The sequence below is a fragment of the Streptomyces triticagri genome (assembly GCF_003429565.1).
GTDB lineage: Bacteria > Actinomycetota > Actinomycetes > Streptomycetales > Streptomycetaceae > Streptomyces > Streptomyces triticagri.
The window spans coordinates 34,850-47,170 of sequence record NZ_QUAK01000235.1 but is presented as its reverse complement, the minus strand read 5'-3'; the positions used below and the strand labels follow the sequence as shown (position 1 = coordinate 47,170).

Sequence of the window (12,321 nt, the reverse complement as noted above, 5' to 3'; positions counted from 1 at the left end):
CGCCGCACCGACGGTGCGGCGGCCCTCGCCGTGTGCACAGCCTCGTACGGCAGGATGTGCCCCATGACGAGCACGAGCCCGAGCAGCAGCACGAGCACGCAGCACTCGCCGCAGTCAGGGGACAGGGAACGCCTTGTCCTTCCCACCCGACAGGACGAGGTGGCGGAGGCCGGCAGTGAGGTCTTCGGCGGTCCGGTCGGCCGGTGGGCCAAGCTCGGTGCCTCGTGGTGGACGCCGGTGCGCGTCGTCGTGCTCGTCGCCATCGGCATGTTCGCCCTGGGCATGGTCCAGAAGCTGCCCTGCTACGACGGCGCCTGGTTCTCCGGAGCGGGCGCCCAGTACACCCACGCGTGCTACTCCGACATCCCGCATCTCTTCGTCGGGAGAGGCTTCTCCGACGGCCTCGTGCCGTACTTCGACAAGCTGCCCGGCGATATGGAGTACCTCGAATACCCGGTGCTGACCGGGGTGTTCATGCAGGTGGCCGCGTGGATCACCGGCGTGCCCACGGACGGCGGCGACTCCCTCCAGTACCGCGAGCAGATCTACTGGATGGTCAACGCCGGGATGCTCCTGATCTGTGCCGTGGTCGTCGCGGTCTGCGTGGCGCGCACGCACCGGCGGCGTCCCTGGGACGGTCTCCTGGTCGCGCTCGCCCCCGCCGCCGCCCTGACCGCCACCATCAACTGGGACCTGCTCGCCATCGCGCTCACGGCGGCGGCCATGCTCATGTGGTCGCGCGGACGCGCGCTGGCCTTCGGGATCCTGCTCGGGCTCGCCACCGCCGCCAAGCTCTATCCGGCCCTGCTGCTCGGTCCGCTCCTTGTGCTGTGCTGGCGGGCCGGCAAATGGCGGGACTTCGTGGTGGCCGCCGCGGGGACGGCCGGCGCGTGGCTGGTCGTGAATGTGCCGGTGATGGTCAAGGCCCCGGAAGGCTGGGGGAAGTTCTACACCTTCAGCCAGGAGCGGGGCGTGGACTTCGGGTCCATCTGGCTCATCCTGCAGCAGCGTTCGGACAACCCGCTGAGCACGGAGGCGGTCAACACGCTCGCGACCGCGCTGATGCTCGTCGCCTGCCTCGGCATCGGCGCCCTCACACTGACCGCGCCGCGCCGCCCCCGCTTCGCACAGCTCGCGCTGCTCGTCGTCGCCGCCTTCATCCTGACCAACAAGGTCTATTCGCCGCAGTACGTCCTGTGGCTGGTGCCGCTCGCTGCGCTGGCCCGCCCGCGCTGGCGGGACTTCCTGATCTGGCAGGCCTGCGAGGTCATGTACTTCCTCGGGATCTGGATGTATCTCGCGTACACGACCAGCGGGGACAAGCACCACGGGCTGCCGCAGGAGGGCTATCACCTGGCCATCGCGGCCCATCTGATCGGCACGCTCTATCTGTGCGCCGTCGTCGTACGCGACATTCTGATGCCGGAGCGGGACGTCGTACGCCGGGACGGGTCCGACGATCCGTCCGGGGGCGTCCTCGACCGCGCCCGGGACGTCTTCGTGCTCGGGCATGCGGCCCGTCCGCCGCGGCATGCGTCGCCCGACGGTCCGGACGGTGCGTATGTGCACTGGGGATCCCGGGCGGCACGTGACGACACGAGCGGAACGCCACGTTCCGACGACTGACCCCTCGCGGGGCGTGACGGGGTCCGGCGTACGGTCAGTGGTCGACCAGGCGGTCGAACTGCGTGGTGGTGTGCCGCAGATGGGCCACCAGCTCGTCGCCCACCTTCGGCTCGGGGGCGTCGGAGGGGACGAAGAGGATCGACACCTGCATGTGCGGAGGCTCGGCGAACCAGCGCTGCTTGTCCGCCCAGACGAACGGCGCGAGATTGCGGTTCACCGTCGCGAGGCCGGCCCGTGCCACGCCCTTCGCCCGCGGCATCACGCCGTGCAGCGCCTTGGGCGCCTCCAGGCCGACGCCGTGCGAGGTGCCGCCGGCCACCACCACGAGGAAGCCGTCGGACGCGGCCTTCTGCTGCCGGTAGCCGAAGCGCTCACCCTTCGCCACGGGCGTGACGTCGAGCACGGAGCCGCGGTACTGCGTGGCGTCGTGGTCGCCGAGCCAGAGCCGGGTGCCGATCCGCACTCGGAACCTGGTCTGCGGGAACTGCTGCTGCAGCCTGGCGAGTTCGGACGCGGAGAGATGGCTGACGAACATGGTGTGCAGCGGCAGCCGGGCGGTCCGCAGCCGGTCCATCCAGCTGATGACCTCCTCGACGGCGTCCGAGCCGTCGGTGCGGTCGAGCGGCAGATGGATCCCGAAGCCCTCCAGGCGTACGTCCTCGATCGCGGCGTGCAGACTGCTCAGATCCCGCTCGCTGACGCCGTGCCGCTTCATCGAGCTCATCACCTCGATGACCACCCGCGCACCGACGAGACCGTGCACGCCCTCGACGGACGACACGGAGCGGATCACGCGGTCCGGCAGCGGCACCGGCTCCTCGCCGCGCCTGAAGGGCGTGAGGACCAGCAGATCGCCGCCGAACCAGTCCTTGATCCGAGCCGCTTCGTACGTCGTGCCGACGGCGAGCATGTCGGATCCGAGGCGGGCCGCCTCCTCGGAGAGCCGCTCGTGGCCGAAGCCGTAGCCGTTGCCCTTGCAGACGGGGACCAGCCCCGGGAACTGCTCGAGCACGTGCTTGTGGTGTGCTCGCCAGCGCGTGGTGTCGACATACAGCGTGAGCGCCATGGCCGGTCCCGGAACCTTTCTCGTGCCTGCGGTGTATCAGAGGTATGAAAGCGAATTGTGCTCGGTCTTACGGTTCTTGTGCTCGGTCCGACTCGTCAGCGCCGCGACATGTACATGTCGAGCGCCTTGTGCAGCAGCTTGTTGAGCGGGAAGTCCCACTCGCCGATGTACTCGACGGCTTCGCCACCGGTGCCGACCTTGAACTGGATCAGACCGAAGAGATGGTCCGTCTCGTCGAGCGAGTCGGAGATGCCGCGCAGGTCATAGACGCTGGCACCGAGCGCGTAGGCGTCGCGGAGCATCCGCCACTGCATGGCGTTGGACGGCCGGACCTCCCGCCCGATGTTGTCGGAGGCTCCGTACGAGTACCAGACGTGCCCGCCGACCACGAGCATCGTCGCCGCGGAGAGATTCACGCCGTTGTGCCGGGCGAAGTAGAGCCGCATGCGGTTCGGGTCCTCGGAGTTGAGGGCCTGCCACATCTGCTGGAAGTAACTGAGCGGCCGCGGGCGGAACTTGTCGCGGACGGCCGTGATCTCGTAGAGCCGCTGCCACTCGGCCAGATCCTCGTAGCCGCCCTGGACGACCTCGACGCCGGCCTTCTCGGCCTTCTTGATGTTGCGGCGCCAGAGCTGGTTGAAGCTCTTGAGTACGTCGTCGAGCGAGCGGTTGGCCAGCGGCACCTGGAAGACGTAGCGGGGCTGTACGTCACCGAAGCCGGCGCCGCCGTCCTCGCCCTGCTGCCACCCCATGCGCCGCAGCCGGTCCGAGACCTCGAAGGCGCGCGGCTCGATATGAGTGGCCTCGACGTCCCGCAGGCGCTTCACCTCCGGGTTCTGGATCCCGGACTTGATCGCCGGAGCGTCCCAGCGGCGGATCACGACCGGCGGTCCCATCTTCACGGAGAAGGCGCCCTGTTGCTTGAGGTGGGCGAGCATCGGCTGCAGCCACTCGTCCAGATTGGGGGCGTACCAGTTGATGACCGGGCCCTCGGGGAGGTAGGCGAGGTAGCGCTTGACCTTCGGCAGCTGGCGGTAGAGCACAAGGCCCGCACCCACCAGTTCGCCGGTGCGGTCGTCGAACCAGCCGAGGTTCTCCGAGCGCCATTCGCTCTTCACATCAGCCCACGCCGGGACCTGGCAGTGACTGGCCGACGGCAGGCTCTGGATATAGGCCAGATGCTGCTCACGGCTGATGGTCCTCAGGGTCAGGCTCATGCGGGGCGCTCCTCGGCTGGTGTGTCCCCATGGGGCAGGGGCTCCGGCTCTCGCGCCGAAGCCTACTGCGCCCGGGGATCGCCCCGGATGGCCGCATGCAAGGTCGCCCGGCGTGACCGTATTCCCGCACGCCGGGCGGACCCGGAGAGCTCAGCCGAGGACCCCGCCGAACAGGCCGCCGTGCGCCATCCCGAGGAAGAAGCCGATCGCCGACGCACCGAGGCCCAGGATCAGCCCGAAGCGCTCCCGGGTGGTCTCCGAGATGTACTGGCCGTACGCACCGGTCAGCATCCCGATCAGACCCGCCCAGGAACTGAGCAGATGCAGGCTGTGGAACATCGCGGAGACGAATGCGGTCAGACCCAGCACCAGCGTCACGGCGAGCAGCGCGTCCTGCAGCGGATGCGGCTTGCCGTCGGTGGCGAAGAGAGAGGTCGCGGTGTTCGGTCGCATTGCCTGTGCCATGAGGCACCTCCTGGCGGAGAACCGGCGCATCGTAGCGCCATGGACACCCGATGTGTACAGATTGCGTCCGCTCACCACCGGATTTCAACCGGAAGCCCGGGTGCAGGTACTGTTTACCGTCTGCACCGGTGTCTGCCCTGGTCCTTCCGGGCCGGGCCACAAGCACAGGTTCCCTGCGCGGGAGCCCAATGTCAGTGGCGGCCGATACCGTTGCGTACGCATCACGACCCTCCTGCCACGGAACGACCGTGGCCGCTGAGTCCAAAGGAGGTGGGTTCCACATGCGTCACTACGAGGTGATGGTCATCCTCGACCCCGATCTCGAGGAGCGCGCTGTCTCCCCGCTGATCGAGAACTTCCTCTCCGTCGTCCGCGAGGGCAACGGAAAGGTCGAGAAGGTCGACACCTGGGGCCGTCGTCGTCTCTCGTACGAGATCAAGAAGAAGCCCGAGGGCATCTACTCGGTCATCGACCTGCAGGCGGAGCCTGCAGTCGTCAAGGAGCTCGACCGCCAGATGAACCTGAACGAGTCGGTCCTCCGGACCAAGGTCCTCCGTCCCGAGACCCACTGAGCCTCCCAGCTCAGCGACTCGGGAATCGAGTAGCAGCAACCGCTAGAGCCAAGCCGCAAGCACACGCGAGAGGTCACCACCATGGCAGGCGAGACAGTCATCACCGTCGTCGGGAACCTGACCGATGACCCCGAGCTGCGGTTCACCCCTTCCGGCGCGGCCGTAGCCAACTTCACGATCGCCTCGACCCCGCGGACCTTCGACCGCCAGACCAATGAGTGGAAGGACGGCGACGCGCTGTTCCTCCGCGCATCGATCTGGCGCCAGGCCGCTGAGAACGTCGCTGAGACCCTCACACGCGGCACGCGTGTGGTCGCTCAGGGGCGGCTGAGGCAGCGTTCGTACGAAACCCAGCAGGGTGAGAAGCGGACGGTCGTGGAGCTCGAGGTCGACGAGATCGGCCCCTCGCTCAGGTACGCATCGGCCAAGGTCACCAAGACCAGCGGCCGTGGCGGCCAGGGCGGCGGTGGCGGTCAGGGCGGCCAGGGTGGCGGCTGGGGCGGCCCCGGCGGCGGTCAGCAGCAGGGCGGCGGGGCACCTGCCTCCGACCCCTGGGCGACCGGTGCGCCGGCCGGCGGCGGCCAGCAGGGCGGCGGCCAGGGTGGCGGCTGGGGCGGAAGCTCCGGTGGCGGCGGCTACTCGGACGAGCCCCCCTTCTAAGGGCGGGCAAGTACCCAAACTTCTTGATCACACAGGAGAAACACCATGGCGAAGCCGCCTGTGCGCAAGCCTAAGAAAAAGGTCTGCGCGTTCTGCAAGGACAAGGTCACGTACGTGGACTACAAGGACACGAACATGCTGCGGAAGTTCATTTCCGACCGCGGCAAGATCCGTGCCCGCCGCGTGACCGGCAACTGCACGCAGCACCAGCGTGACGTCGCCACGGCCGTCAAGAACAGCCGTGAGATGGCGCTGCTGCCCTACACGTCCACCGCGCGATAAGGGAAGGGTGACCGAAACATGAAGATCATCCTCACCCACGAGGTCTCCGGCCTCGGCGCCGCGGGCGACGTCGTCGACGTCAAGGACGGCTACGCTCGCAACTACCTGATCCCGCGTCGCTTTGCGATCCGCTGGACCAAGGGTGGCGAGAAGGACGTCGAGCAGATCCGTCGTGCTCGCAAGATCCACGAGATCCAGACGATCGAGCAGGCCAACTCGATCAAGGGCCAGATCGAGGCCGTCAAGGTTCGCCTGGCGACTCGTTCCGGTGACGCCGGTCGTCTCTTCGGTGCCGTGACCGCTGCCGATGTCGCTTCGGCGATCAAGGCTGCCGGTGGCCCCGAGGTCGACAAGCGTCGTATCGAGCTGGGCGCGCCGATCAAGTCGCTCGGCGCCCACGAGGCGTCCGTGCGTCTGCACCCCGAGGTGGCCGCCAAGGTCAACATCGAGGTTGTCGCCGCCTGAGCGCTGATTCGCGCACGGTCGTAGACCACCGGAGGGCCCGCACCTGTGAGGTGCGGGCCCTCCGCGTCTTTCGGGTGTCGCGCCGCGGCGGACTCCTCTTCCTGTGTCCGTGTCCCCGTGTCCGTGCTCCTGTGTCCGTGCTCCTGTTTCACGTGAAACAGGAGCACGGACACTCGTGCCTCAGCGGGTGGCGCCGGTGACGATCCAGCGGCCGGATCGGGTGCGCAGCCAGAGCGTCAGCATGCGGATGAGCATCATCAGGGCCATCGCGCCCCAGAGCGCGGCCAGTCCGCCGCCGAAGGTGGGTACGAGGAGTGCCACCGGTGTGTAGGCGGCGAGCGTGACGAGCATGGCCCAGGCCAGATACGGGCCGTCTCCGGCGCCCATGAGGACGCCGTCGAGCACGAAGACCACTCCGGAGATCGGCTGCGAGAGCGCGACCACGAGCAGGGCGGCGAAGGCGGTGTCCTGCACGCCTGAGTCGCTGGTGAAGAGCGGGAGGAACACCGGCCGGGCCACGATCACCAGCAGGCCGAGCACGACGCCGGAGGCGATGCCCCACTCGACCATGCGTTTGCAGGCTGCCCGTGCGCCGGCGGCGTCTCCGGCACCGAGGTAGCGGCCGATGATGGCCTGCCCGGCGATCGCGATGGCATCGAGGGCGAAGGCCAGCAGGCTCCACAGCGACAGGATGATCTGGTGGGCCGCGATCTCGGTGTCGCCGAGCCGCGCGGCCACTGCCGTGGCGATCATCAGGATCGCGCGCAGCGAGAGGGTGCGCACCAGGAGCGGGGCGCCGGCTTGGGCGCAGGCGCGGATGCCTGCCGCGTCGGGCCGGAGCGAGGCCCCGTGCCGGCGGGCGCCCGACACGACCACGACCAGATAGGCGCCCGCCATTCCCCATTGGGCGATGACCGTGCCCCAGGCGGATCCGGCGATGCCGAAGCCGGCGCCGTAGACCAGTGCGACGTTCAGGACGGCGTTGGCCGTGAAGCCTCCGACGGCGACGTAGAGCGGTGTCTTGGTGTCCTGAAGTCCGCGCAGTACGCCGGTGGCGGCGAGGACGATCAGCATCGCGGGGATGCCGAGGGCGGAGATCCGCAGATACGTGACCGCGTAGGGCGCCGCGGTGTCCGAGGCGCCGAAGAGCGAGATGAGTTCCGGTGTCGTCGGGAGGATGGCGGCGACCACCAGGGCCCCGAGGATCAGGGCGAGCCAGATGCCGTCCATGCCCTGGCGGATGGCGGCGGGCAGATCTCCGGCGCCCACGCGACGGGCGACGGCCGCGGTGGTGGCGTAGGCGAGAAAGACGAAGATGCTCACGCCGGTCATCAGCAGGGCCGAAGCCACGCCGAGACCGGCCAGCTGGGCCGTACCGAGGTGGCCGACGATGGCGCTGTCGGCCATCACGAAGAGCGGTTCGGCGACGAGTGCGCCGAAGGCCGGGACGGCGAGCGCCACGATCTCTCGGTCGTGGCGGCGGCGTACGTCCTTGGCGGTCCCGGAACCCTGTGTCATGGGCACCAATCTAATCTTCCACAGGTAAGTGATGCAATTGCTGACTGACCCTTACATGATCGTCGTCCGTGACGGGCGGCGCGTATGGGTCGGCAGGAACTTGCTCCGACTGGGGAAGTTTTTCTTATGCACAGCTGTGAGGGAACGAATGGCCAGGTCAATGGCTGTTTTCCGGAAAGCCTGAGGGCTTGTTCACAGAGCTGTCCACCGCACCGTGCACAGGTTGGGCGCAGTTCTCCACAGCATCTCGTCCGTCATCCACAGTGCCTGTGGATAACCAGATTGGCTGACGGTGCCCGCAGCCCTACCGTGGTGCGGCGTCCGGCGTCTTCTCCGGTCGTGAAAGCCCCCCGACACCGACGCGCCGCAAGCGGAGTGCGAGCTCCGATTTGTCAGTGTCGTGCCGTAGGAAAGAGGGGCACGGACAGGTCCGCGCGGCGGACGGGAGGAGGTGGCCCGGTGAGTATTTCCGAGCCCTTGGACGACCCGTGGGCCGACAGCGGACCCAGTGATCGTCTGCCCGCCTCCCGCCGGCGCAATGATCAGGGCGGCCGTGAGGACCAGCACGACCGCGGACGCGAGGGCGGCGGCTGGGACGGCGGCGGCTCGGCGTTCGAGCGCGTCCCTCCCCAGGACCTGGATGCCGAGCAGTCCGTGCTCGGCGGCATGCTGCTCTCCAAGGACGCGATCGCGGACGTGGTCGAGGTGCTCAAGGGCCACGACTTCTACCGCCCGGCCCACGAGACGATCTACCAGGCGATCCTCGACCTCTACGCCAAGGGCGAGCCGGCCGACCCGATCACCATCGCGGCCGAGCTCACCAAGCGCGGCGAGATCACCCGCGTGGGCGGCGCATCGTATCTGCACATGCTCGTGCAGATGGTGCCGACGGCGGCCAACGCCGAGTACTACGCCGAGATCGTCCACGAGCGGGCAGTACTGCGCCGCCTCGTCGAGGCGGGCACGCGGATCACCCAGATGGGATACGCGGCCGACGGCGACGTGGACGAGATCGTCAACAGCGCACAGGCCGAGATCTACGCCGTCACCGAGCAGCGCACCAGCGAGGACTATCTGCCGCTCGGCGACATCATGGAGGGCGCGCTCGACGAGATCGAGGCGATCGGTTCCCGCAGCGGCGAGATGACGGGGGTCCCGACGGGCTTCACCGACTTCGACTCCCTGACGAACGGCCTGCATCCGGGCCAGATGATCGTCATCGCCGCCCGTCCCGCGATGGGCAAGTCGACGCTGGCCCTGGACTTCGCGCGAGCGGCCTCGATCAAGAGCAATCTGCCGAGCGTCATCTTCTCCCTGGAAATGGGGCGCAACGAGATCGCGATGCGCCTGCTCTCGGCCGAGGCCCGGGTGGCGCTGCACCATATGCGCTCCGGCACGATGACGGACGAGGATTGGACCCGGCTCGCCCGCCGTATGCCGGACGTCTCCGCCGCCCCGCTCTACATCGACGATTCGCCGAACCTCTCGATGATGGAGATCCGGGCCAAGTGCCGCCGGCTCAAGCAGCGCAACGACCTGCGACTGGTCGTCATCGACTATCTGCAGCTGATGCAGTCCGGCGGTTCCAAGCGCGCCGAGAGCCGCCAGCAGGAGGTCTCGGACATGTCCCGTAACCTCAAGCTGCTCGCCAAGGAGCTCGAGGTCCCGGTGATCGCGCTCTCCCAGCTGAACCGTGGTCCCGAGCAGCGCACGGACAAGAAGCCGATGGTCTCGGACCTTCGCGAATCGGGCTCGATCGAGCAGGACGCCGACATGGTCATCCTGTTGCACCGCGAGGACGCGTACGAGAAGGAGTCGCCGCGCGCGGGCGAGGCGGACCTGATCGTGGCCAAGCACCGTAACGGCCCGACGGCGACCATCACCGTCGCCTTCCAGGGCCACTACTCCCGCTTCGTGGACATGGCCCAGACCTGAGCCTGAGCCGCCCATCGGGCGCCATCATGGACCAGTGACGACGTGGATGCGCTGCTACTGGGACGAGGACGACATCTGGTTCCACTTCGAGGTGAACGCCGAAGGCTGGGTGACCCGGCAGATCGAGCTCCAGGGCCCCGAACTGACGCCGATCGCAGCCGCCTCCCTCGACGAGGACGACCACAGGTTCGGCATGACGGCCGAACTCCCCGTCCAGGAGTGGGAAGGGCACGATCCGGAGCAGCTGACCGCCGAGGAGTTCGAGCAGCTCTGGGACATGGCCCGCCGACAGATCGCGGCTCGGCCGGCCTGACTCCTGACCACCTGATCAGAATCTCCCGCACGCCGTGATGTCCACGGACATCAGCCCCAAAATCGACGTGGCCGGACCAGGCACTGTCATGAAGGCGCTTGCCTCGCAGCATGGCGATGACAATGTGCGACTCGTCGTCCGGTTCGACAACTGAGTGGGCCCGGGCGCCGAGTTCCGGCGGTGAGCGGCCGCGGCCCGGCCCTGCCCGCCACAACCTCCCCCGCCGTCAGCCCGGTTGGAAGAAGGCCAGCATCTTCCTGGTTGCGTCCGGCGATGTCAGCAGGGCCTGGATGTCGGTCGACATCCGGGCGGCCGCGCCCGCGCGTTCGAACATCTCGTGTTCGTACTCCGCGACGGCGGCGGGGACGTCCTCGGGGTGGGCGGCCAGGGCGAGACCGAGCAGGGCGCCGTCGAGCAGTGCCATGTTGGCGCCCTCGCCCACCGGGGGCATCAGATGCGCGGCGTCCCCGATCAGCGTGACGCCGGGCCTCGTCGGCCAGGTCAGGCCGGCCGGGAGCGTACGGATCGAGCGCGGCACCACCGTGTCGTCGCAGGCCGCGATCAGCGCGGTGTGCCGGGTGTCCCAGCCGGGGAGCAGCTCGATCAGCCGTGCCCGGGCGGCGGCGGGGTCGTCGAACGGGATGCCGCTGGTGGCGAACCAGTCCTCGCCGGTGTTGTAGAAGCTGAGGCCGATGCGGACGCGTCCGTCGCCGTTGCGCTGCGCGGCCAGGGACAGACCGTCGCCGAGCACCCAGTAGTTGCCGCGCCCGACCCTCGCTGCGAGGTCGGGGTGTGTGCGGTCGATGTCCGGGATGCCGAGCTCGACGGTGTTCTGTCCGATGTGTACGGGACGGGCGTCGGTGAGCAGGGGGCGGACCCGGGACTGCGCGCCGTCGGCACCGACCAGCAGGTCGTACGACGCACTGCTGCCGTCGGCGAAGTGCAGCAGGCCCCGGTCAGAGTCGCGGTCGGGGTCGGGGTCGGCGGACACGAAGGCGTGCCCCCAGCGCACCGTGTCTGCGGGCAGCGAGTCGAGGAGGAGGTCGCGCAGATCCGCGCGGTCGACCTCGGGGCGTTCGAATCCGGCGTCGTCGGGAGTGTCCTCCTGGAGCAGCAGCGTGCCGTCGGGCTCGAAGAGGCGCATGTCCTGGCCCTCGTTCCGTGCGATCGCCCGGAACCCGTCGATGAGACCGGCTTCGCGCAGCGCCCGCTGGCCGGAGTGGATGTCGAGCATGCTGCCCTGGTCCCGGGCCCGGCGGGAGGTGTCGCGCTCGTGGACGACGCAGTCGATGCCGTTGATGTGCAGGACGCGGGCGAGTGCCAGGCCGCCGAGGCCGGCTCCGACTATGGCGACGGTCATGGTTGCTTCTCCCCATCGAGGCAGGCCGATACGGCGTATGACTCGATACAGTGTATCGATCGATGCCTTGTATCGTGACCGGCATGTTGGTGTGGGAGAGGCCGGAGCCCCCGGAGCGGCCCGTGCCGGCGCCGTTGAGCCGGGAGCGGATCGTGCGCGCGGCGATCCGGCTGGCCGACGCGGACGGCTTGGACGCGGTGTCGCTGCGGAAGGTCGCCACCGCGCTCGACGCCCGCCCGATGCGGCTGTACAGCTATATCGACGGCAAGGAGGAGCTGCTCGACCTCATGGTCGACGCCGTGCACGCCGAGATCCGGCCGTCCGGAGAGGGCTGGCGCGAGGTGCTCACATCGCTCGCCGAATCGACTCGGCACGCCGTCCACAAGCACGAGTGGGCGGCCGATCTGCTGGGCGGCCGGCCGCAGTTGGGGCCGCACGCACTGGCCAGTGGCGAGACCGTGATGGCCGCCCTGGGTGATGTCGAGTTGGACGCCGTCATGCCCGTGGTCTCCGCCGTCAATGCGTACGCGATCGGCGCGGTGCGCCGAGAGGTCGCCGAGCGGCGTGCCGAGCGGGCCACCGGGATGGACCAGGAGCGCTGGCAGGCCGCGCTCGGCCCCTATCTGCAGCGGACCTTCGCCACAGGCCGCTTCCCTGCCCTGGCCACGGTGGTGCACGACGCCGCCCACCTGGACGCCGAGGAAACCTTCCGGATGGGCCTGGATTTCCTGCTCGACGGGATCGCGGCCCGCATCGCACGCTGACGATCGGCCGGGATGCCCGGGGAGTGGGCGCGGGGTGGTCGGCCTCACTTTGCATGACCATGCGTTTGCATGCATACT

General features: G+C 68.7%; 13 protein-coding genes. 8 read left to right on the top strand and 5 right to left on the bottom strand.

The window, feature by feature from the left end:
- Positions 1–54 precede the first annotated feature (54 nt).
- Positions 55–1,626, top strand: coding sequence for a glycosyltransferase family 87 protein (locus tag DY218_RS32355; protein ID WP_199566925.1), 1,572 nt, complete (start codon positions 55–57; stop codon positions 1,624–1,626).
- Positions 1,627–1,660: 34 nt separating this feature from the next.
- On the opposite strand, the gene DY218_RS32350 is transcribed toward DY218_RS32355, so the two are convergent.
- From DY218_RS32350 to DY218_RS32340, 3 genes are all read right to left on the bottom strand, one after another.
- Positions 1,661–2,692 (bottom strand): alanine racemase, encoded by a 1,032-nt coding sequence (locus tag DY218_RS32350; protein ID WP_128559748.1) that lies wholly within the window; start codon positions 2,690–2,692, stop codon positions 1,661–1,663.
- Between the two features lie 95 nt (positions 2,693–2,787).
- The gene (locus DY218_RS32345) at positions 2,788–3,909 is read right to left on the bottom strand and encodes a lipid II:glycine glycyltransferase FemX (protein ID WP_128559747.1); all 1,122 of its coding nucleotides are present in this window, start codon (positions 3,907–3,909) and stop codon (positions 2,788–2,790) included.
- 150 nt (positions 3,910–4,059) lie between these two features.
- The gene (locus DY218_RS32340; protein ID WP_128559746.1) at positions 4,060–4,374 is read right to left on the bottom strand and encodes a hypothetical protein; all 315 of its coding nucleotides are present in this window, start codon (positions 4,372–4,374) and stop codon (positions 4,060–4,062) included.
- Between the two features lie 281 nt (positions 4,375–4,655).
- Here DY218_RS32340 and rpsF point away from each other — a divergent pair, with 281 nt between their 5' ends.
- From rpsF to rplI, 4 genes are all read left to right on the top strand, one after another.
- Complete coding sequence (gene rpsF, locus DY218_RS32335; protein WP_006604399.1) at positions 4,656–4,946, top strand: 30S ribosomal protein S6; 291 nt, start codon at positions 4,656–4,658, stop codon at positions 4,944–4,946.
- Between the two features lie 81 nt (positions 4,947–5,027).
- Positions 5,028–5,606 (top strand): single-stranded DNA-binding protein, encoded by a 579-nt coding sequence (locus tag DY218_RS32330; protein ID WP_128559745.1) that lies wholly within the window; start codon positions 5,028–5,030, stop codon positions 5,604–5,606.
- Between the two features lie 45 nt (positions 5,607–5,651).
- Positions 5,652–5,888: a 30S ribosomal protein S18 gene (gene rpsR, locus DY218_RS32325; RefSeq protein WP_003949403.1), complete on the top strand. Its 237-nt coding sequence runs from the start codon at positions 5,652–5,654 to the stop codon at positions 5,886–5,888.
- A gap of 18 nt (positions 5,889–5,906) precedes the next feature.
- Complete coding sequence (gene rplI, locus DY218_RS32320; RefSeq protein WP_128559744.1) at positions 5,907–6,353, top strand: 50S ribosomal protein L9; 447 nt, start codon at positions 5,907–5,909, stop codon at positions 6,351–6,353.
- 180 nt (positions 6,354–6,533) lie between these two features.
- Here the strand turns inward: rplI and DY218_RS32315 are convergent, their stop codons facing one another.
- Positions 6,534–7,871 carry an MATE family efflux transporter gene (locus DY218_RS32315; RefSeq protein WP_128559743.1) on the bottom strand — a complete coding sequence of 446 codons (1,338 nt, stop codon included), beginning with the start codon at positions 7,869–7,871 and terminating at the stop codon, positions 6,534–6,536.
- A gap of 459 nt (positions 7,872–8,330) precedes the next feature.
- Between DY218_RS32315 and dnaB the strand changes: the two genes are divergently transcribed.
- The gene (dnaB, locus tag DY218_RS32310) at positions 8,331–9,806 is read left to right on the top strand and encodes a replicative DNA helicase (protein WP_128559742.1); all 1,476 of its coding nucleotides are present in this window, start codon (positions 8,331–8,333) and stop codon (positions 9,804–9,806) included.
- Positions 9,807–9,852: 46 nt separating this feature from the next.
- A complete protein-coding gene (locus DY218_RS32305) occupies positions 9,853–10,119 on the top strand; it encodes a hypothetical protein (protein ID WP_128559755.1) in 267 nt (88 codons plus the stop codon).
- A gap of 226 nt (positions 10,120–10,345) precedes the next feature.
- On the opposite strand, the gene DY218_RS32300 is transcribed toward DY218_RS32305, so the two are convergent.
- Positions 10,346–11,479, bottom strand: a complete 1,134-nt coding sequence (locus tag DY218_RS32300; protein WP_128559741.1) for an FAD-dependent oxidoreductase — start codon at positions 11,477–11,479, stop codon at positions 10,346–10,348.
- An 83-nt stretch (positions 11,480–11,562) separates the two neighbouring features.
- Here DY218_RS32300 and DY218_RS32295 point away from each other — a divergent pair, with 83 nt between their 5' ends.
- Entirely contained in the window at positions 11,563–12,243 is a 681-nt protein-coding gene (locus tag DY218_RS32295) for a TetR/AcrR family transcriptional regulator (protein WP_128559740.1), read from the top strand.
- Positions 12,244–12,321 lie beyond the last annotated feature (78 nt).

Coding starts and splice junctions, on each gene's coding strand:
- rpsR (WP_003949403.1), top strand. CDS start 5,652: ATGGCGAAGCCGCCTGTGCGCAAGCCTAAGAAAAAGGTCTGCGCGTTC.
- rplI (WP_128559744.1), top strand. CDS start 5,907: ATGAAGATCATCCTCACCCACGAGGTCTCCGGCCTCGGCGCCGCGGGC.
- DY218_RS32340 (WP_128559746.1), bottom strand. CDS start 4,374: ATGGCACAGGCAATGCGACCGAACACCGCGACCTCTCTCTTCGCCACC.
- rpsF (WP_006604399.1), top strand. CDS start 4,656: ATGCGTCACTACGAGGTGATGGTCATCCTCGACCCCGATCTCGAGGAG.
- DY218_RS32300 (WP_128559741.1), bottom strand. CDS start 11,479: ATGACCGTCGCCATAGTCGGAGCCGGCCTCGGCGGCCTGGCACTCGCC.
- DY218_RS32345 (WP_128559747.1), bottom strand. CDS start 3,909: ATGAGCCTGACCCTGAGGACCATCAGCCGTGAGCAGCATCTGGCCTAT.
- DY218_RS32330 (WP_128559745.1), top strand. CDS start 5,028: ATGGCAGGCGAGACAGTCATCACCGTCGTCGGGAACCTGACCGATGAC.
- DY218_RS32315 (WP_128559743.1), bottom strand. CDS start 7,871: ATGACACAGGGTTCCGGGACCGCCAAGGACGTACGCCGCCGCCACGAC.
- DY218_RS32350 (WP_128559748.1), bottom strand. CDS start 2,692: ATGGCGCTCACGCTGTATGTCGACACCACGCGCTGGCGAGCACACCAC.
- DY218_RS32305 (WP_128559755.1), top strand. CDS start 9,853: ATGCGCTGCTACTGGGACGAGGACGACATCTGGTTCCACTTCGAGGTG.
- DY218_RS32355 (WP_199566925.1), top strand. CDS start 55: ATGTGCCCCATGACGAGCACGAGCCCGAGCAGCAGCACGAGCACGCAG.
- DY218_RS32295 (WP_128559740.1), top strand. CDS start 11,563: ATGTTGGTGTGGGAGAGGCCGGAGCCCCCGGAGCGGCCCGTGCCGGCG.